Genomic DNA, 17,270 nt, shown 5'->3' on the forward strand with positions numbered 1-17,270 from the left:
GGCCCACCGCCGCCAATCGACCCGTCGCCCACCGGCCGCCGGGCGTTGTCTCGACGGCACCCCATCACCGCCGCCAGCTAGCCATCAGATGACTGTCGACAAACACCACGTCTCCCAGCATTCCCCTCAGGAACAATCGCCCGGCGACCGCCCCGCGGACCGCCCCCGGGTGCGGCTGGAAACGGTCGACGCCCGCAGCGACGGCCAACGTCTCGACAACTTCCTGCTGCGCGAGCTGGGTGCCCAGCACGACAAGCAACCGCGCGCCCTCGTCTACCGCCTGATCCGCAAGGGCCAGGTGCGAGTGAACAAGAAGCGCGCCAAGCCGATGCAGCGATTGCGCAACGGCGACGTGGTCCGCATTCCGCCAGTGCGTGATCTGCGCGGCGACCCGAAGGCCGACCGCCGCGATGCCCGCATTCCCGCCGGCTGGCTCGAGCGCGCCGAGAGCCTGATCCGTCACGAGGACGAGGCCCTGCTGGTGGTCGACAAGCCCGCCGGACTGGCCGCGCACGCCGGCAGCGGCTACGACTTCGGCCTGATCGAATTGCTGCGTGCCGCCCGCCCTGATGCGGCCATGCTCGAGCTGGTCCACCGTATCGACCGCGAGACCAGCGGCCTGATCGTGGTCGCCAAGTCGCGCGAGACGCTGCTCGAACTCCAGCAACAGTTCCGCCCGGAAGGCGCGGCGAAAAAGCGCTACCTGGTGCTCTGCCACGGCCACTGGCGCGACACGCGCCAGAGCATCACCGCGCCGTTGCGCAAGGAGCAGGGCGAGGGTCGCGCCCACCAGGTCGTAGTGGACCCGCGTCACGGCAAGGCCGCCCGCACGGACTTCGAGCGTCTGGGCAGCAGCCATCGCGGTCCGGCCGTCAGCCTGATGGCCGCAACACTGCACACCGGGCGCACCCACCAGATCCGCGTGCACTGTCGCCATGCTGGCCACCCCATCGTCGGCGACGCGAAGTACGGCGACCGTGGCCTCGATCGACCGCTGGCCCGGCGGCGCCCGGGCCTGATGCTGCATGCCTACCGGCTCACACTCCCGCACCCGACGCATGGCGGGCGATTGACGATCACCAGCATGCCACCCGAGAGCTGGCAGCCCCTGCTCGACCAGGCCGGCCTAACCGTAAAGGCCGCCGGCAAGACCTTGAAAACCGGCCACCCGCCCCGATAACCGCGTTCATGACTGATTTCAGCGACCTTCTCATCCGCCCTAACCATCTGCGCACCATTCCCCGTCTGGTGGTGTTCGACTGGGACGGCACCCTGGCCGACTCCACCGGCCGCATCGTGACCGCTTTTCAGCAGGCGCTCGCCTCGGTCGATCATCCGCCACTGCCGGACGAGTCGATCCGCGGCATCATCGGCCTGTCGCTGGCCAATGCCATCGCCGAGCTGTTCCCCGACGAGAAGGACGACTTCCGCGAGGCCCTCGCCCAGGCCTACCACCGCTGCTACTTCGCCAACGAGGAGCCGGTCGCGCTGTACCCCGAAGCCGAGACCCTGCTCAAGGCACTGGGCGAGACCGGCTGCATGCTGGCCGTGGCGACCGGCAAGTCGCGCCGCGGACTGGACCGCGCCCTTGCGCAGACCGGGACGGCCGACTACTTTCATCACACGCTCACCGCCGAGGAAACGCGCTCCAAGCCGCATCCGGCGATGCTCGAGGGTATCCTCGACTACACCGGCAGTCTCCCGAACGAGACCTGGATGGTGGGCGACACCGACTTTGACCTGTTGATGGGACGCAACGCTGGGACGCACGCGATCGGCATCACGCATGGGGCCCACCCGCGCGAACGACTGGCCGCCGCTCGACCGGACTGGCTGATCGAACGACTCGCTCAGCTGCATGACGGCGAGTGGCGCCCTGCGGAACCAAGCAAGCGCCCAGCCGTCTGACAGCCCGTTCCCTGAACGTGACGCGGCACCCGGAGACCCAACACGGACCGAGACCACCATGAGCCAAAACACCCCGCCCGACGACGTCCGCATCGAACCGCCCCACGAGCCGGGCCACGGCCCGCGTGAACCGTCCGTGGACGATCGCTCGCGCCGTGAGGAGGCCGAGCCGGGCTGGGCGCGAGATGCCCTGCTGGACATGGCACGGTACGGGCTGATCGAACAGCGTCGCGCCCGTCGCTGGAAGGTGTTCTTCCGCCTGGTGACGGTGGCGCTGGTCGTGTGGTCTCTGACGCTGTTCACCCTGCTGTTCACGGCCGGTGACCGCAACGCGCCGGGGCTGGGCAAGCCGGCGGCCGCCGTGATCGACATCACCGGCCTGATCGCCACCGGCGAGCCCACCGAGGCCCGGCGCGTGATCCCGCAACTGGAGAAGGCCTTCGAGCAGGAGAACATCAAGGGCATCGTGCTGCGAATGAACACGCCGGGTGGCAGCCCGGTGCAATCGAGCGCCATCTTCAACGCGATCCTCGACCTGAAGGACGAATATCCGGACAAGCCGGTCTACGCCGTGGCCGAAGACATGGCGGCCTCCGGTGGCTACTTCATTGCCGCCGCGGCAGACGAGATCTACGCCAATCCCTCCTCGATCGTCGGCTCGATCGGCGTGCGGATGGACAGCTTCGGTTTCGTCGACGCGATGGAGAAACTCGGCATCGAGCGCCGCCTCCTCACCGCCGGCGAGAACAAGGCCATCGCCGATCCCTTCAGCCCGGTCGACCCGGAAGAGACCGCCTATCTCGAAGGCGTGCTGGCGGAGATCCATGCCCAGTTCATCGAGGCGGTGAAGACCGGCCGAGGCAACCGGCTCGCCGATGACGAGGCGATCTTCTCCGGCCTGTTCTATACCGGCGAGACGGCGGTTGAAAAGGGTCTGGTCGACGGCATGGACAGCGTTCGCGGCGTGGTCCGCGACCGAATCGGGGTCGAGGAACAGGTCGACTTCACGCCGCGTCGCAGTCGCCTCGAGCAGTTGCTGACCACCACCGCCAACGAGTTCGGCAACTCGCTGACCGGCGTGACCCGCGAGCCGTCGACGCCCATGATGCTCCCCTGAGCGACCGACCCACATCGGGTTAGACTGTGGGCATGATCGAGACACACGAAACCCGTCACGTGCCCGGCGGGTGCATCACTGCCGGGCCGCACACCACGCATCGGCCGCTCGAGACCGAGGAAGTCTCGGAACAGGCGATCAGCGACGAGCCCCCGATGTACCGGGTGCTCTTGTTGAACGACGATTTCACCCCCATGGATTTCGTTGTACAGGTCCTGATGCAGCTGTTCGGCATGACCTTCGACCAGGCCAATGTCGTCATGCTGGAAGTACACCACCAGGGACGCGGCGTCTGCGGCGAATTCACCCGCGAAATCGCCGAGACCCGCGTCAGCCAGGTCAATCAGATCGCTCGGGAACACGAGTACCCGCTGATGTGCGTGATGGAACGCGCCGAATAGAAAATTCCTCGCCCCGTTGGCAACGCCGCAATCCGGCGTATCATCGGGAGACAGGCAACGGCTCGGCAGCCAGCCGGGACCGGGCCAACGCAGACTGACCGGAGGAGAGGATCGGTGCTGAGCAAATCCCTCGAAACCACCCTGAGCCGCGTGTTCGATCGCGCCCGGCGCCAGAACTACGAATTCGTCACCCTCGAGAGCTTGTTGCACACGCTCCTCGAAGACCCCGACGCGCGCATGGTGTTGGAGGGCTGCAACGCGAACATCTCGCAGCTCGCCATGGACCTCGAGGCGCACATCCGCCGTACCACGCCACGCATTCCGGAGAACGACCCGCGCGAGACCCAGCCGACACTGGGTTTCCAGCGGGTGCTCCAGCGCGCCGTGATGCAGGTCCAGGCCGCCCAGCGCAGCGAGGTCTCCGGCGCCCACGTGCTCGCCGCGATTTTCGGCGAACAGGACGCGCATGCCGTCCACCTCCTCCACAAGGCAGGCGTGACTCGGCTCGACGTCATCAACTTCATCTCCCACGGCCCGGAGGCCGAGGAAGACGGCATCGACGACGAGGAGCCGACCAGCCACGAGGCGGACATCGAGGCGGCCGAGGAACAGCCGACCGACGAGAATGCGTTCGAGAACTTCGCCATCAACCTGAACAAGCAGGCCGCCGAGGGCAAGATCGACCCGCTGATCGGCCGTGCCGCCGAACTCGAACGCGTCCAGCAGGTCCTCTCCCGCCGGCGCAAGAACAACCCGCTGCTGGTCGGCGAAGCCGGTGTCGGCAAGACCGCGATCGCCGAGGGGCTGGCTCGCAAGATCGTCGACGGCGAGGTTCCCGAGGCACTCGGCGAAGCCACCATCTACGCGCTGGACCTTGGCGCACTGGTCGCGGGCACCAAGTACCGCGGCGACTTCGAGAAGCGCCTGAAAATCGTGCTGAAGAAGGTGCGATCGGTCCCCGACGCGATCCTGTTCATCGACGAGATCCACACCCTCATCGGGGCCGGCTCGGCCTCCGGCGGGTCGATGGATGCTTCGAACCTGATCAAGCCGGCGCTCGCCTCGGGCGAGCTGCGCTGCATCGGCTCGACCACGCACCAGGAGTACCGCAGCATCTTCGAAAAGGATGCCGCGCTGACCCGCCGCTTCCAGAAGATCGACGTCCCCGAACCCACCGAGGACGAAACGATCGACATCATCCGTGGCCTGCGCGACGGCTACGAGAAGCATCACCATGTCGTCTACACCGACGAGGCAATCGAGGCGGCTGTGAAGCTCTCCACCCGCCACATCAACGATCGCCATCTGCCGGACAAGGCAATCGACGTGATCGACGAAGTCGGTGCCCAGCACCGCCTGCTGCACCCGCGCCCCGAGGACAACCACATCACCGCCGGCGACATCGAGCGCGTGGTCGCGCGGATGGCGCGCATCCCCGAGCGCAGCGTCTCCACCTCGGACCGCGAGGTACTCAGAAACCTCGACCGCAATCTCAAGATGGTGGTGTTCGGCCAGGACGAGGCGATCGGCCAGATCACCACCGCGATCCGCCTCGCCCGCTCGGGCCTGCGCCCGGACAACAAGCCGATCGGCTCGTACCTGTTTGCCGGCCCGACCGGCGTGGGCAAGACCGAGGTCTCCAAGCAACTCGCCCGCCTGCTCGGCATCGAGCTGGTGCGCTTCGACATGTCCGAGTACATGGAGCGCCACAGCGTCTCGCGGCTGATCGGTGCCCCGCCGGGCTACGTAGGCTTCGACGAGGGCGGCCTGCTGACCGAGAAGGTGCACAAGAACCCTCACTGCGTGCTGCTGCTCGACGAGATCGAGAAGGCGCACCCGGACGTGTTCAACGTGCTCCTGCAGGTGATGGACAACGGCTCGCTGACCGATACCAACGGCCGCAACATCGACTTCCGCCACGTGATCCTGATCATGACCTCCAACATGGGGGCCGAGGAGATGGCGAAGAACAGCATGGGCTTCGTCGCCCAGGACATCGGCTCGTCCGGCATGGAGGCAATCAAACGCGGCTTCACGCCGGAGTTCCGCAACCGGCTCGACGCGATCATCCAGTTCCAGTCGCTCGGCACACGACAGATCGCCAACGTGGTCGACAAGCTCCTGCTGGAACTCGAGCAGCAGCTCGAGGCGAACCACGTTACCCTGCAGGTGGACGACGAGGTCCGCCACTGGCTGGGCGAGAAGGGCTACGACGTGGTGCTGGGTGCGCGGCCAATGGCCCGCCTGATCCAGGACAAGCTCAAGCGACCGCTCGCCGAGCAGATGCTGTTCGGCGACCTGGCCGACGGCGGCCGGGCACGCTTCAGCATGGACGGCGACGAGCCGTCCCTGACGGCCACACCGGCCCCTGAATCGGTGACCGAGGAATCCTCGACCGCCTGATAGCCAGGCGACGGACCGCGATGCAAAAACGGCGCCCGAGGGCGCCGTTTTTCATGGGATCAACGGGCGGAATCTACCGGGCCGAAAACACGCCTGCCCGGCTCACGCAGGGCGTGGCCGGGTGGGGTCATCCGTCGGTAACGCTGTGATAGCCGGACGGGCAGTCGGCCATCCGGGCCGGGATCAGCGGGAGCGGAAGGAGATGCGACCCTTGGTCAGGTCGTACGGGGTCAGCTGCACCGTGACCTTGTCGCCGGTCAGGATGCGGATGTAGTTCTTGCGCATGCGCCCGGAAATGTGGGCGGTCACCACGTGGCCGTTTTCCAGCTCGACCCGGAACATGGTGTTCGGCAGGGTGTCGATCACCACGCCCTGCATCTCGATGTAATCTTCTTTTGCCATAAATCCTCTAGCGGGTTGAAATGGTGCGTGATTATCGACCAAAACCGCGCTTGCGCCAAGGAAAGCGGCCGATTCCGTTCATCGGGCGGCCAACCGCGGCGACCATGGCGCGATTTCGGTCGAAAACCGCCTGACCCAGAGATATGAACGCAAGCCGATGAATCAAGCCCCCGAACTGCTGGACGCCCTGATCGACCGCCACTCCACCCCGGCCACCTGTCTGGTCGAACCGGCACCCGACGACGACACCCTGCAACGCATTCTGCAGGCCGCCGAGAGTGCGCCGGATCACGGTGGCCTGCATCCCTGGCGGTTCCTCGTCATCGACGGCGAGGCCCTGGAACGGCTCGGCGAGCTGTTCGTCGAGGCCATGCGGACCAAGGACCCCGAGGCCAGCGAGGCGACTCTCGAACGCGAGCGCGTCCGTGCCCACCGGGCGCCGATGATCGTCGCCGCGATCGCCCGCGAGGAGTCGGGACACGCCAAGATCCCCGAGGTCGAGCAACTGCTCGCCGCAGGCAGCGCCGCGAGCCAACTGCTGCTGGCAGCGCGGGCGGCCGGTTTCGGTGCGATCTGGCTGACCGGCATGCGCGTCTACGATCCCAATGTCATGCGGGGGCTCGGGCTGGCCGAGAACGAGCGGCTGATCGGCCTGATCAATATCGGCACGATCAAGGACGGCGCCCCCACCCGGGGCAAGCGGCGCCGGCGAGCCGAGATCGAGCGCTGGACCGGCTGAACGGCGGCTATTCCGCGCGGAAGCACGGCGGGCGCACCGATTTTTCGTACAATGCCCGCCTCAACACTCATCCACCGAGCCAATCGAGGCCAATCGAGCAAGATGTCCGAATCCAACGAGCCGATCAGCCACTTCATCCGCAACCGCATCGACGCCGACCAGGAGAAGGGCACCTACGGCGGCAAGGTGACCACGCGCTTCCCGCCGGAGCCCAACGGCTTCCTGCACTTCGGGCATGCCAAGAGCATCTTCCTCAACTTCGGCCTGGCACAGGATTACAACGGCATCTGCCACCTGCGCTTCGACGACACTAACCCGGTCAAGGAAGAGCAGGCCTACGTCGATGCGATCCGCGAGGACATCGAATGGCTGGGCTTCCGTGACCCGGCGCACGAGCACTTCGCCTCCGACTACTTCGAGACGCTCTACCAGGGGGCGCTGGCACTGGTAAAGGCGGGGCTCGCCTACGTCGATTCGCAGTCGGCCGAGGAAATGCGCGCCAACCGCGGCACGCTGACCGAACCGGGCAAGGACAGCCCCTACCGCGACCGCAGTGCCGAGGAGAATCTCGACCTGTTCACTCGCATGCGCCACGGCGAGTTCGAGGACGGCTCCCACATCCTGCGGGCGAAGATCGACATGGCCTCGCCTAACCTCAACATGCGCGACCCGGCCATCTACCGAATCCGCCACGCGCATCACCACCGCACCGGTGACAGCTGGCCGATCTACCCGATGTACGACTACGCCCATTGCGTGTCGGACGCGATCGAGGGGGTCACCCACTCGCTGTGCACGCTCGAGTTCGAGGACCACCGCCCGCTGTACGACTGGTTCGTCGACAAGCTGGCCGAGCAGGGCTTCTTCGAACGGCCGCTGCCGCAGCAGATCGAGTTCTCGCGGCTCAATCTCACCTACATGCCGCTGTCCAAGCGGAAATTGATCCAGTTGGTCGACGGCGGCCACGTCGACGGCTGGGACGACCCGCGCATGCCGACGCTCAAGGGCGCGCGCCGGCGCGGCTTCACCCCGGCGGGCTTCAAGCTGTTCACCGACCGCATCGGGGTGTCCAAGTCCGACAGCCTGATCGACTTCGGCGTGCTCGAGGACTGCATGCGCGAGACGCTCAACGAGTCGGCCGAGCGTCGCATCTGCGTGCTCGACCCGCTCAAGCTCGTGCTGGTCAACTTCCCCGACGATCACGAGGAGATCTGCTACGCGCCCAACCACCCGCAGAAGCCGGACTGGGGCAAGCGCGAGGTCACGCTGACGCGCGAGCTGTGGATCGAGCGCGGCGACTTCGCCCTCGACCCGCCCAAGAAGTACTTCCGCCTCAAGCCCGACGGTGAGGTTCGCCTGCGCTACGGCTTCATCATCAAGCACGTGGGCCACGACCTTGACGAGGACGGCAACGTCACCTGCGTCTACGCCGAATACGACCCGGACACCAAGTCCGGCACGCCGGGCGCGGATGCTCGCAAGGTCAAGGGCAACCTCCACTGGCTGTCGGCACGCGACGCGGTCGAGACCACCGTTCGCCAGTACGACCGACTGTTCAAGGAGCCGGCGCCGGGCGCACGCCGCGAGGGAGACGAGCCAGAGGTCGAACGCGACTTCCTCGACGATCTCAATCCGGACTCGATCCACACCCTGACGGCCTACCTCGAACCGGGGGCCGCCAACGCCGAGCCGGAATCGATCTACCAGTTCGAACGCCACGGCTACTTCGTCGCCGACCAGAAAGACCACACCCCGGGCGGCAGACCGGTGTTCAACCGCGCCGTGACCCTGCGCGACTCCTGGGGCAAGGCAAAGTAAGCGGCACCCGCAATGCTCGCGACACAAAAAAGCCGGCCCGGGGCACATCACCCCGGGCCGGCTTTTTACGTTGAGGCGGTCGGGTCGGGGACCCGTGCCGCCGTGCTCACCCCTTCACGTAGGAACTGCACCAGCCGGCGCCCTTGACCGCCTTGCCGCGGAAGATCGCACAGCCACCCCAGCCATCGCCTGCCTGGTCGGGCTTGTAGAGCGCGCAATTCGCGCAGGTCTGGCCCGACTTGTACGAGGCATGCTGCACCTCGCTCGCGTCATGGCGATAGTCGAGCGACTTGGCCATCGGATCGTCCTCCGACAGTTCCGCCAACCCCTCGGCCCGCGCCGGGGCGATTGCCATCAGCGGGATGACTGCCGAGGCCAGCGCGCCACCGACAAAGCGACGACGGGCGTGGTCTGTATGGCGAGATTGCTTGTCCTTCATGTATTCCTCTCCCTGAGGTGGTGACTGCCACTCGACTCTAGCGCGCTTTATTCGCGAAGGGAAACAGGTTAGAAAACGCTAACTTGTTCATTTAGCAACGGTTCTCATTCGCCAGACGGTTCGCGTTTTCCCTCAGAGCACGCCCCAGCTCAGCAGGAACAGCAGCAAGGCCACGACAAGCAGCCAGCCGGCAAGTCGGCCGGCCGCGCCCCCATCACCCTCGACGTCCGGCTCGTCATGCGCCGGCTCGGGTTCGCGCGCCTCGTAGCTCGCAATGACCTGCTCGGCACGCGCCGTGTCACGCTCGTCGACCAGCATCACCCGGGCGAAGTCCTGCGGTGCCAGCTCGCCCACCGCGCCCTGCTGGTAGAAACCGGCAACCTCAGCCTCGATGCCCTCGGCATTCAGCATGCCGGCAACGATGTGCGCCTCGAGGATGTCGGTCGCCCGGTAGATGGTCTTCATGTCGGCTCCAGTCGTTGGTCTTCGCGCATTCCCGGCACCGGTCGAGGGGGCGCCGGAGGCCGAGATTGATGTAGACTACGCGCCATTCCATTCCAAGCATTCAGCCTACCGCCATGACCCAGGAAAACACCCCCCTGACCTACCGCGACGCGGGCGTCGACATCGATGCCGGCAACAGCCTCGTCGACCGCATCAAGCCCGCGGTCAAGCGCACCCAACGCCCCGAGGTCATGGGCGGCCTGGGCGGTTTCGGCGGCCTGTTCGCGCTGGACACCAGCAAATTCAAGCAGCCGGTCCTGGTCTCGGGCACCGACGGCGTCGGCACCAAGCTGCGCCTGGCGATCGACCTGAACAAGCATGACCAGATCGGCATCGATCTGGTCGCGATGTGCGTCAACGACATCCTGGTCACCGGCGCCGAACCGCTGTTTTTCCTCGACTACTACGCCACCGGAAAGCTCGACGTCGAGGTCGCCGCCCAAGTGGTCGAAGGCATTGCCGAAGGCTGCTCGCAGGCCGGCTGCGCACTGATCGGCGGCGAGACCGCCGAGATGCCGTCGATGTACGAGCACGGCGACTACGACCTGGCCGGCTTCGCCGTCGGCGCGGTCGAGAAGGACCAGCTGATCGACGGCTCGAAGGTGGCCGCCGGCGACAAGCTGGTCGCCCTGCCCGCCTCCGGCCCGCACGCCAACGGGTACTCGCTGATCCGCAAGATCATCGAGCGCGCCCAGCCGGACTGGAACAGCGCCGAGGGCAAGCAACTGCTGGAACAGCTGCTCGCCCCGACCCGCATCTATGCCAAGGCGGTGGCCGCGCTGGCCGAACAGGTCAACATCCACGCCATGAGCCACATCACCGGCGGCGGGCTGACCGAGAACCTGCCGCGCGTCTTCCCCGACGAGCTGGCCGCGGCGATCGACTGGTCGAGCTGGGAGCGCCCGACGGTATTCGACTGGCTGGCCGAACAGGGCAACGTCGAAGACGCCGAGATGCGCCGCACCTTCAACAACGGCGTGGGCATGGTGGTGATCGTTGCCGCCGATCAGGCCGACAAGGCAGTCAGTGCCATGCAGGCGGCCGGCGAAGCGGCCTGGGTGATCGGCGAGATCGTCGAGCGGGGTAACGGCGAGCCCGTGATCTACCGCTGATGGCGGCGGGAGACAAAGCCGGAAAGAAGGCGAGGCTGGTGGTCCTGGCCTCCGGCAACGGCTCGAACTTCCAGGCGATCATCGACGCCTGCGAGAGCGGCCGACTGGACGCGGAGATCGCGCTGCTGGTGGTCAATCGCCCGGGTGCCTATGCGCTCGAGCGGGCCGAGAAGCACGGCATCCCCGGACGCCTCATCGACCACAAGGCCTATGCCGACCGCGAGGCCTTCGACGCGGCCCTGGCCGATGCCGTCGACGAGGCACGGCCGGACTGGATCATCATGGCCGGCTTCATGCGCATTCTCACCGACGGGTTCGTCGAGCACTTCCGTGGCCAGCTGATCAACATCCATCCCTCGCTGCTGCCGAAGTACCCGGGCATGAATACCCACGCCCGGGCGCTGGAGGCCGGCGACATCCAGCACGGCGCGACCGTGCACTTCGTCACCCCGACCGTCGATGCCGGCCCGCCGATCGTGCAGGGGCGCCTCGAGATCTTCGACAACGACGACGTCGAATCGCTCAAGCAGCGCATTCACGGCATCGAACACCGCATCTATCCGCTGGCCATCGACTGGCTGGTGCAGGGCAAGATCGATTTCGAGCAGGCCGAGAAGCAGACCAGCCCGGCGGTGGTCGACGCCTCCGGCGCCCTGATCGCCCCGCCCAGCCCCTGACCGGGACGGCTACCGCCGCCCTGCCCGACCCAGCAGCCACGGCATGGCCGCCATCAGCAGCAGGCTGACGGCGTAGGCCGTGGCGGCAACGGGGTCGCGACTCGCAAGGTATTCCGCCAGGCTGATCCCGCGCAGGCCGAGCACCAGCGTCACCTCCGCGAGCAGCAGCCAGCCCACGGCCAACATCCCCGCGCCGAGGCGAACGCCGAGGCGATCGGGCAATGCGAAATGGCCGACGGCCCAGCGGGCGGCCAGCACGATCACCAGCAGCATCACCGGCATCTCGACCAACTCGGCGGCGCGCGTACCCAGCCATGGGGCCAGCCACAGTTCTCTGAGCACCCCCAAGGCGAAGCCCGCGCCAAACACCCAGAGGAAATAGGCCGTACCGGCCTTCAGCATGGTCATGACGCGCCTCCGTCAGTGGCGGCTCCGAAAAGAAAAGGGCCCACCTGAATCAGGCGGGCCCTTCGTGCTTCCATCGATTCGGCCGATCAGCCCTTGAGCATCGCGTAGAGCTCATCCTTCAGCGCCAGGCGCTGCTTCTTGAGCTCTTCCATGTGCTCGTCGGTGACCGGCTCGTCCTGTTTCTCGAGCACCTCGATTTCCTTGGTCAGTTCGTCGTAACGCTCGAACTGCTTGTGGAAATGGGCATCCTCGGTCTTGAGCTGGTGAATGCGCTCCTTGAACTCCGGGAATTCGTGCGCCAGATCGTGATGGTCTACCTGCATCGGTTACCTCGTTTGCGGATGGAAGACTGGCCGGAACATCCAGCCGGTACCAGCCTAGATCATAGCGCCGAAACCGACAGGCGTCCCCCGAGAGAATCGCTCGGGAATTGGCTTGCCGGACGGGATCAGAAGTGCGCGTTCAGCTGCACGCCGATAATGTCGACCTTGCCCTGGTACTGGCCACGCAGGTTGTTGGGAAGGAGCGACTCGGTGGTGTTGTCGACGGAGTTGTCGTTGAACCAGATGTGGGTATAGCCGACGTCCACCGACCACTGCTTGCTGATCTCGTAACCGAGACCCAGCGAGGCCCACGTACGGTCGGAGTCCGGCAGACGCGCGGTACGGAACTCGTTGTTCGGCACCGGCGTCGGGTCGTAGGCCGCACCGGCCCGTAGCGTCCAGCGCGGGGCGAACTCCCACTCGCCGCCGACGGCGACACGCAGGGTGTCGTCCCAATTCTCGGTGGTGACCGATTCACGACCGTAACTCTGCTCGACCCGCAACTCGTCGAAGCTCGACCAGCCGGTCCACAACAGGCCGAAGGAGCCGGTCAGCGTGTCGCTGAAATCGTGCGTCAGGCTTGCCGCCGCGGTAGCCGGCAGGTCAAGGCCGGCCTCGGCCCAGCTGTCGGCGAAAAGCGGCGAGGCATTGAGCGGCGCCGGCATGGTGTAGTCGGCATCACCGGTCAGATCGTGCTCGACCCCCGAGTGGTAGGCCAGGCCCAGGCGGGTGTCCTCGGTCGCCTGCCACAGCACGCCGAGGCTGTAACCGACCGACCAGTCGTCACCCTCGACCTCCACGCTGCCATCCGGCAGCGGGGCGCCGCCAGCAGCCGCGCTGGAGTTGATCGCCGAGGACAGTCGCGCTTCGGCACGCTGCACGTTGAACGACGCACCCACGGTCCACTCGGGCGTGATGTCGAGGCTGAACGACGGGCTGATGTCGATCACCTCGATATGACTCTCCTGGGCGTGGTAACGCCCCAGCCAGCCATCGTCGTAGTCGGTGGCCAGACCGAAGGGCACGGTCAGGGCCACGCCGACGCGGGTCTTCTCGTCGAGCTGATGGACGATCGATGCGTTCGGAATCGCTGCCGACTCACCGGCATCACCGCCGAGACCGCCGGAAACGGGGCCGGCAACGCCCGTGGAGGTCGCTCCCGGCTGCAACTCGAACGACGGGATGATGTAGTTCACGCCACCCGAGACGGCGGTGCCGTCGATCTGGGTCATCGCCGCCGGGTTGCCGACCAGGCCGCTGGACTCGCCATTGCCGGTGGCAAGGTTGGCGAAGGCCTGGCCGAGGCCGGTGGCATCCTTCTCCATCAGCGCGAAGCCGGCCGCATGGGCCTGACCGGCGAGCATGGCCGTCGACAGCGACGTGGCCGCCGCGAGAGTGGTCTTGCTGAAGCGTTTCACGGTTAGGGCTCCTCTTTTGTTGTGTTTTTTCTTCGATTTCGTGCGCGGGTCAGCCGACGCCGGTCGAGCGACCGGCGTCCGAAGTCTGTCGTGAGCGAGTGATGGGCTAGCGCCCGTTGAACAGCTCGGCGATGTCCTCGGCGTGCGCCTTCTCGATCAGCGGACGCTTGAGTTTCTGCGTCGGTGTCATCAGGCCGTCCTCGATGGTCCACGGCTCGGTGAGGATCTTCACCCGACGGATCTGTGCGTAGCCGGGGAAGTCCGCCAGCTGGCCGTTGATGCGCTTGAGAACCAGCTTCTCGACGAAGCGGTCGGCCACCGTCTCCGGGTCCTCCGGGTCCAGGTCGAACTCGCGCATCAGGGCGGCAAACGTCTCCGGCTCGACCACCACCAGTGCCGCCAGCTGCGACTGGCCCTCGCCGAGCACCAGCACCTGGTCGACCAGCGGGTCGAGACCGATCGCCGACTCCATCGCCGCCGGCGGTACCTTCTCGCCGTTGGCCATGACGATGATGTCCTTGATCCGGCCGGTGATGCGGATATGTCCGTCCTCGTCGATCGCCGCCTGGTCGCCGGTATGCAGCCAGCCGTGCTCGTCGATCGCCGCGGCGGTCGCCTCGTCGTTCTTCCAGTAGCCCTGCATCACCCCGGCGCTCTTGACCATCAGCTCGTTCTGCTCGCCGAGGCGCACCTGCACGCCCTCGAGCGTCGTGCCAATGGTCTCGGGGCGGTTGTCGCCCGGGCGATTCACGGAGACCACCGGGCTCGCCTCGGTCAGGCCGTAGCCCTGCAGGACCGGCACGCCGATACCGGTGAACACCCGCGCCAGTTCCGGCGACAGTGGCGCGCCGCCGCAGATGGCGTAGCGGAGCCGACCGCCGAGCCGCTCGCGCAGCTTACCCGCCACCAGCCGGTCCATCAGCGGCCAGAACGCAGCCTTCGCCGCACTGCCGCCACGGCCCTGCCGGCGTTCGAAACGCGCACTGCCCACGTCCACCGTCAGGCGGAACAGCTTCTGGGCAAGCGCGCCCTTTTTCTTGAGTGCCGAGCCGATGCGATCGTAGACCCGCTCGTAGACGCGCGGCACCGAGATCAGCAGGGTCGGCTTGATGATGCCGAGGTCCTCGCCCAGCTGCTGCGCCGAGCGGGCAAAGGCGACGGTCGAGCCGCAAATCATGGGCAGGTAGTAACCGCCGGTGCGCTCGAGGGTGTGCGACAGCGGCAGGAAGGACAGGAACAGGTCGTCGGCGGTAATTGAGGCGACCTTCGAGCAGGCGAACGCATTCTCCAGCATGTTGCTGTGCGTGAGCATCACGCCCTTGGCCCGCCCTGCCGTGCCCGAGGTGTAGACGATGGAGGCCAGCGTCTGGCCGTCGGACTCCAGGCGTACCGGCTCGCCGCGCGCACCGAAGGTCCAGTCGGCGAAGGATTCCAGGTGCTTGTCCTTGGCGCCGTCCTCCACGTCGATCGGCGCGAGGGTGATGATGTGCTTGAGGGTCTCGAAGCCGTCGGAGACTGCCTCCAGCCCGCGCCACTGGCGCCGGCCGTCGACCACCAGCAGCTTCGCCTCTGTCTCCTTGATGATGTTCGCCACGTTCTGCGGCCGGTCGTCCGTGTACAGCGGCACCGTCACCAGCCCCAGCCCCAGCGCGGCCTGATCGAACAGCACCCATTCGCGGGCGTTCTTGAGCATCATCGCGACGCGGTCGCCGGGTTCCAGCCCGTCCCGCTTCATCGCCGCCTGGATGCGCCCCACCTCGTAGGCCATGTCGCCCCAGGTGGTGTCGATCCAGTCCTGGCAACCGGGATCGTACTGCCGGTAGGCGATCGCCTCCGGCGTGCGCGCGACACGTTCGAAAAAAAGCCCGCTCAGGTTGACGGCCTGGGCAGGCGTGACGCGGTGATCCGCCGAATTACCGGCGTGGGTCGGGTTGGGCGAGGACATCGATTTCCTCCGGGTGACATTCCTGTGACTTGCCGGAGTGTATCAGCGGCGCTACATCAGGTAACGGCATAGAGTTTTATGGGCCATCAACCGCCAAAAGCCTGTTGCAAGGCCATTTATCACCAAGACCAAGGACTCTCGGACATGGTGGTGATGTGGCGCGGGGGAGGTTTCGCACGCCGGTTGCGTAATGCGGCACAGCCCCACCCGCCGTGCGCGGCGCGCGAGGGTATTTTCTTGCTTGTCCAAGAAAACACCCGAAAAGAAGGACACCCCACGGCTTGGCCCTTCGGGCCTTCTAGGCCGGACTTCCGTGCGACCTAGAAGCCTCACGACCGACGGCCGGCTTCGGGGTCGGCTCGACGCGACATCGTGTCGCGGCGAGTCTCGGAGCGACGTCCGTGTCGCTCCGACCCCGGCCAGCCGCCGGCCGTGAGGCAACCCGAAAGGGAAGCAAACCTTCGTTTACCGCTGTGCCAGCCACCATTCCACCGAAATCACAAGGCGCGTGCCCGACCTAAATCAGGAAACATCGTCGGATCGAAGGACGAGTCCCCTTACGCCTTGCCTCGCGAGCGGGGAATCGCAGGGTCGGGCTTGCATGGACGCAAGCCCGAGGTTCGCCGCGATACGACGTCGCGTCGAACCGACCCGTCCGCGCTTCCCCGTTCGCGAGGCTGATCGCGGCAGCGATCAGGCCCGCAGGGCCAAGGCGTCGGGGTGTCCTTCTTTTCGCCTCTTTTCTTGGACAAGCAAGAAAAGAGCCTCGCGCGCTGGGCACCGTGATAAAGGACGCCCCCTTCACTCAACCGGCGCGTGAAATTTTTTCACCAGCAACCTACACAATTAGGCTCTGAGCCACCTAAAAGCCTCGTGGGAACTCACACTCGGCCAAAGGGATCATAAGAACTACGGCCCAACTCCGAATCTTTTAATCCCCAAAAAGGTGACAGGTGGGCCATATGCGCCTTAGCCTCTGAGCCGATTCGCCCTATCGTGTACAGCCTAGCCAACGACCGAGCAAACCTTTCTCCGATGACGACCATCTCTGAGTTAAGTTCGCGATAAATATTCCGAGAAGCTGGATTCTCATCCATCTCTTGAACTAGATCATCCCTAGATAAAAATATGCTTGTTTCGATTGCCTCCCATTCCCTCTCTGGTGGCAAAGAGTCAGGATCTTTTCCCAACACAACGTCCACATGGTAGTACCTGGCCGACTTCCCAAAACGAGTAAGCGCTTCAAGAAACGAGAGAAATCTATCACTCTCAAGGTAATCCCAATCTTCCTTGGCAACAGGGATGTGCCCCACATAACCTGGGAGGAAGCATTTCTTTTTTACGAGCTCCAAAAGAAAGGTTAGATCATGACCGTTACGACCCACTGGAATTTCTTTTATTCCTGGAAACCTTCCCTCAGTCTCTAAAAACCGAAAGCTCAAAGTAACCTTCATCAACCGCTCGAAACCTGAAGCCAACGTCAACAAAGGAAGATGGTAAAAATCATTTCCACCATGCAAAGACTGGACTTGACCAAGCCCTGCCTTAATCAGCCTCGCTGAAGTTATCAGCTCCTGATTAACAGATAGTTTCTGCTGGATCGTAACTCGCGCCATGAAAGAAACTCACCCCAAAGGATACTTCACGAGAGCAATG

Annotated in this window: 17 protein-coding genes; 9 read left to right on the forward strand and 8 right to left on the reverse strand. The window is 65.4% G+C overall.

Going from position 1 to position 17,270, the window contains the following annotated elements; all coding sequences use genetic code 11:
* The first annotated feature begins 88 nt into the window (after window positions 1-88).
* The 5 genes from LV476_RS04920 to clpA all read left to right on the forward strand — a co-directional run bounded on the left by LV476_RS04920 (window position 89) and on the right by clpA (window position 5,829).
* Window positions 89-1,180 (forward strand): RluA family pseudouridine synthase, encoded by a 1,092-nt coding sequence (locus LV476_RS04920; protein WP_250074003.1) that lies wholly within the window; start codon window positions 89-91, stop codon window positions 1,178-1,180.
* An 8-nt stretch (window positions 1,181-1,188) separates the two neighbouring features.
* Window positions 1,189-1,908 carry an HAD-IA family hydrolase gene (locus LV476_RS04925; protein WP_250074005.1) on the forward strand — a complete coding sequence of 240 codons (720 nt, stop codon included), beginning with the start codon at window positions 1,189-1,191 and terminating at the stop codon, window positions 1,906-1,908.
* Window positions 1,909-1,966: 58 nt separating this feature from the next.
* A complete protein-coding gene (locus LV476_RS04930) occupies window positions 1,967-3,025 on the forward strand; it encodes a S49 family peptidase (RefSeq protein ID WP_250074008.1) in 1,059 nt (352 codons plus the stop codon).
* A 32-nt stretch (window positions 3,026-3,057) separates the two neighbouring features.
* Complete coding sequence (gene clpS / locus LV476_RS04935; RefSeq protein ID WP_250074010.1) at window positions 3,058-3,426, forward strand: ATP-dependent Clp protease adapter ClpS; 369 nt, start codon at window positions 3,058-3,060, stop codon at window positions 3,424-3,426.
* 114 nt (window positions 3,427-3,540) lie between these two features.
* Window positions 3,541-5,829, forward strand: a complete 2,289-nt coding sequence (gene clpA / locus LV476_RS04940; RefSeq protein WP_250074012.1) for an ATP-dependent Clp protease ATP-binding subunit ClpA — start codon at window positions 3,541-3,543, stop codon at window positions 5,827-5,829.
* A gap of 183 nt (window positions 5,830-6,012) precedes the next feature.
* On the opposite strand, the gene infA is transcribed toward clpA, so the two are convergent.
* Window positions 6,013-6,231 carry a translation initiation factor IF-1 gene (infA, locus tag LV476_RS04945; RefSeq protein ID WP_058574334.1) on the reverse strand — a complete coding sequence of 73 codons (219 nt, stop codon included), beginning with the start codon at window positions 6,229-6,231 and terminating at the stop codon, window positions 6,013-6,015.
* A 157-nt stretch (window positions 6,232-6,388) separates the two neighbouring features.
* Between infA and LV476_RS04950 the strand changes: the two genes are divergently transcribed.
* A complete protein-coding gene (locus LV476_RS04950) occupies window positions 6,389-6,970 on the forward strand; it encodes a nitroreductase family protein (protein ID WP_250074014.1) in 582 nt (193 codons plus the stop codon).
* A gap of 102 nt (window positions 6,971-7,072) precedes the next feature.
* A complete protein-coding gene (locus tag LV476_RS04955) occupies window positions 7,073-8,788 on the forward strand; it encodes a glutamine--tRNA ligase/YqeY domain fusion protein (RefSeq protein WP_250074016.1) in 1,716 nt (571 codons plus the stop codon).
* Between the two features lie 106 nt (window positions 8,789-8,894).
* Here the strand turns inward: LV476_RS04955 and LV476_RS04960 are convergent, their stop codons facing one another.
* Window positions 8,895-9,227 (reverse strand): high-potential iron-sulfur protein, encoded by a 333-nt coding sequence (locus LV476_RS04960; protein WP_250074018.1) that lies wholly within the window; start codon window positions 9,225-9,227, stop codon window positions 8,895-8,897.
* A 132-nt stretch (window positions 9,228-9,359) separates the two neighbouring features.
* A complete protein-coding gene (locus LV476_RS04965; protein ID WP_250074020.1) occupies window positions 9,360-9,692 on the reverse strand; it encodes a DUF2007 domain-containing protein in 333 nt (110 codons plus the stop codon).
* A gap of 113 nt (window positions 9,693-9,805) precedes the next feature.
* Here LV476_RS04965 and purM point away from each other — a divergent pair, with 113 nt between their 5' ends.
* Both purM and purN read left to right on the forward strand, forming a co-directional pair.
* Entirely contained in the window at window positions 9,806-10,843 is a 1,038-nt protein-coding gene (gene purM / locus LV476_RS04970; RefSeq protein ID WP_250074022.1) for a phosphoribosylformylglycinamidine cyclo-ligase, read from the forward strand.
* Window positions 10,843-11,520 carry a phosphoribosylglycinamide formyltransferase gene (gene purN, locus LV476_RS04975; protein WP_250074024.1) on the forward strand — a complete coding sequence of 226 codons (678 nt, stop codon included), beginning with the start codon at window positions 10,843-10,845 and terminating at the stop codon, window positions 11,518-11,520. The genes purM and purN overlap by 1 nt, the downstream gene beginning before the upstream one ends.
* Before the next feature lie 9 nt (window positions 11,521-11,529).
* On the opposite strand, the gene LV476_RS04980 is transcribed toward purN, so the two are convergent.
* The 5 genes from LV476_RS04980 to LV476_RS05000 form a co-directional block, all read right to left on the reverse strand.
* Window positions 11,530-11,928, reverse strand: a complete 399-nt coding sequence (locus LV476_RS04980) for a hypothetical protein (RefSeq protein WP_250074026.1) — start codon at window positions 11,926-11,928, stop codon at window positions 11,530-11,532.
* A gap of 86 nt (window positions 11,929-12,014) precedes the next feature.
* On the reverse strand, window positions 12,015-12,251 hold the full coding sequence (locus tag LV476_RS04985; protein WP_250074029.1) for a YdcH family protein: 237 nt from the start codon (window positions 12,249-12,251) through the stop codon (window positions 12,015-12,017).
* A gap of 125 nt (window positions 12,252-12,376) precedes the next feature.
* On the reverse strand, window positions 12,377-13,669 hold the full coding sequence (locus LV476_RS04990) for an OmpP1/FadL family transporter (RefSeq protein ID WP_250074031.1): 1,293 nt from the start codon (window positions 13,667-13,669) through the stop codon (window positions 12,377-12,379).
* Between the two features lie 106 nt (window positions 13,670-13,775).
* Window positions 13,776-15,614 (reverse strand): AMP-dependent synthetase/ligase, encoded by a 1,839-nt coding sequence (locus LV476_RS04995; protein ID WP_250074033.1) that lies wholly within the window; start codon window positions 15,612-15,614, stop codon window positions 13,776-13,778.
* An 881-nt stretch (window positions 15,615-16,495) separates the two neighbouring features.
* Complete coding sequence (locus LV476_RS05000) at window positions 16,496-17,230, reverse strand: hypothetical protein (protein ID WP_250074035.1); 735 nt, start codon at window positions 17,228-17,230, stop codon at window positions 16,496-16,498.
* Window positions 17,231-17,270: the final 40 nt, after the last annotated feature.

It is taken from the genome of Guyparkeria hydrothermalis, assembly GCF_023555385.1.
Lineage (GTDB): Bacteria > Pseudomonadota > Gammaproteobacteria > Halothiobacillales > Halothiobacillaceae > Guyparkeria > Guyparkeria hydrothermalis_A.

Coding starts and splice junctions, on each gene's coding strand:
- purN (WP_250074024.1), top strand. CDS start 10,843: ATGGCGGCGGGAGACAAAGCCGGAAAGAAGGCGAGGCTGGTGGTCCTG.
- LV476_RS04965 (WP_250074020.1), bottom strand. CDS start 9,692: ATGAAGACCATCTACCGGGCGACCGACATCCTCGAGGCGCACATCGTT.
- LV476_RS05000 (WP_250074035.1), bottom strand. CDS start 17,230: ATGGCGCGAGTTACGATCCAGCAGAAACTATCTGTTAATCAGGAGCTG.
- LV476_RS04985 (WP_250074029.1), bottom strand. CDS start 12,251: ATGCAGGTAGACCATCACGATCTGGCGCACGAATTCCCGGAGTTCAAG.
- infA (WP_058574334.1), bottom strand. CDS start 6,231: ATGGCAAAAGAAGATTACATCGAGATGCAGGGCGTGGTGATCGACACC.
- LV476_RS04920 (WP_250074003.1), top strand. CDS start 89: ATGACTGTCGACAAACACCACGTCTCCCAGCATTCCCCTCAGGAACAA.
- LV476_RS04980 (WP_250074026.1), bottom strand. CDS start 11,928: ATGACCATGCTGAAGGCCGGTACGGCCTATTTCCTCTGGGTGTTTGGC.
- LV476_RS04995 (WP_250074033.1), bottom strand. CDS start 15,614: ATGTCCTCGCCCAACCCGACCCACGCCGGTAATTCGGCGGATCACCGC.
- purM (WP_250074022.1), top strand. CDS start 9,806: ATGACCCAGGAAAACACCCCCCTGACCTACCGCGACGCGGGCGTCGAC.
- clpS (WP_250074010.1), top strand. CDS start 3,058: ATGATCGAGACACACGAAACCCGTCACGTGCCCGGCGGGTGCATCACT.
- LV476_RS04950 (WP_250074014.1), top strand. CDS start 6,389: ATGAATCAAGCCCCCGAACTGCTGGACGCCCTGATCGACCGCCACTCC.
- LV476_RS04930 (WP_250074008.1), top strand. CDS start 1,967: ATGAGCCAAAACACCCCGCCCGACGACGTCCGCATCGAACCGCCCCAC.
- LV476_RS04955 (WP_250074016.1), top strand. CDS start 7,073: ATGTCCGAATCCAACGAGCCGATCAGCCACTTCATCCGCAACCGCATC.
- LV476_RS04925 (WP_250074005.1), top strand. CDS start 1,189: ATGACTGATTTCAGCGACCTTCTCATCCGCCCTAACCATCTGCGCACC.
- LV476_RS04960 (WP_250074018.1), bottom strand. CDS start 9,227: ATGAAGGACAAGCAATCTCGCCATACAGACCACGCCCGTCGTCGCTTT.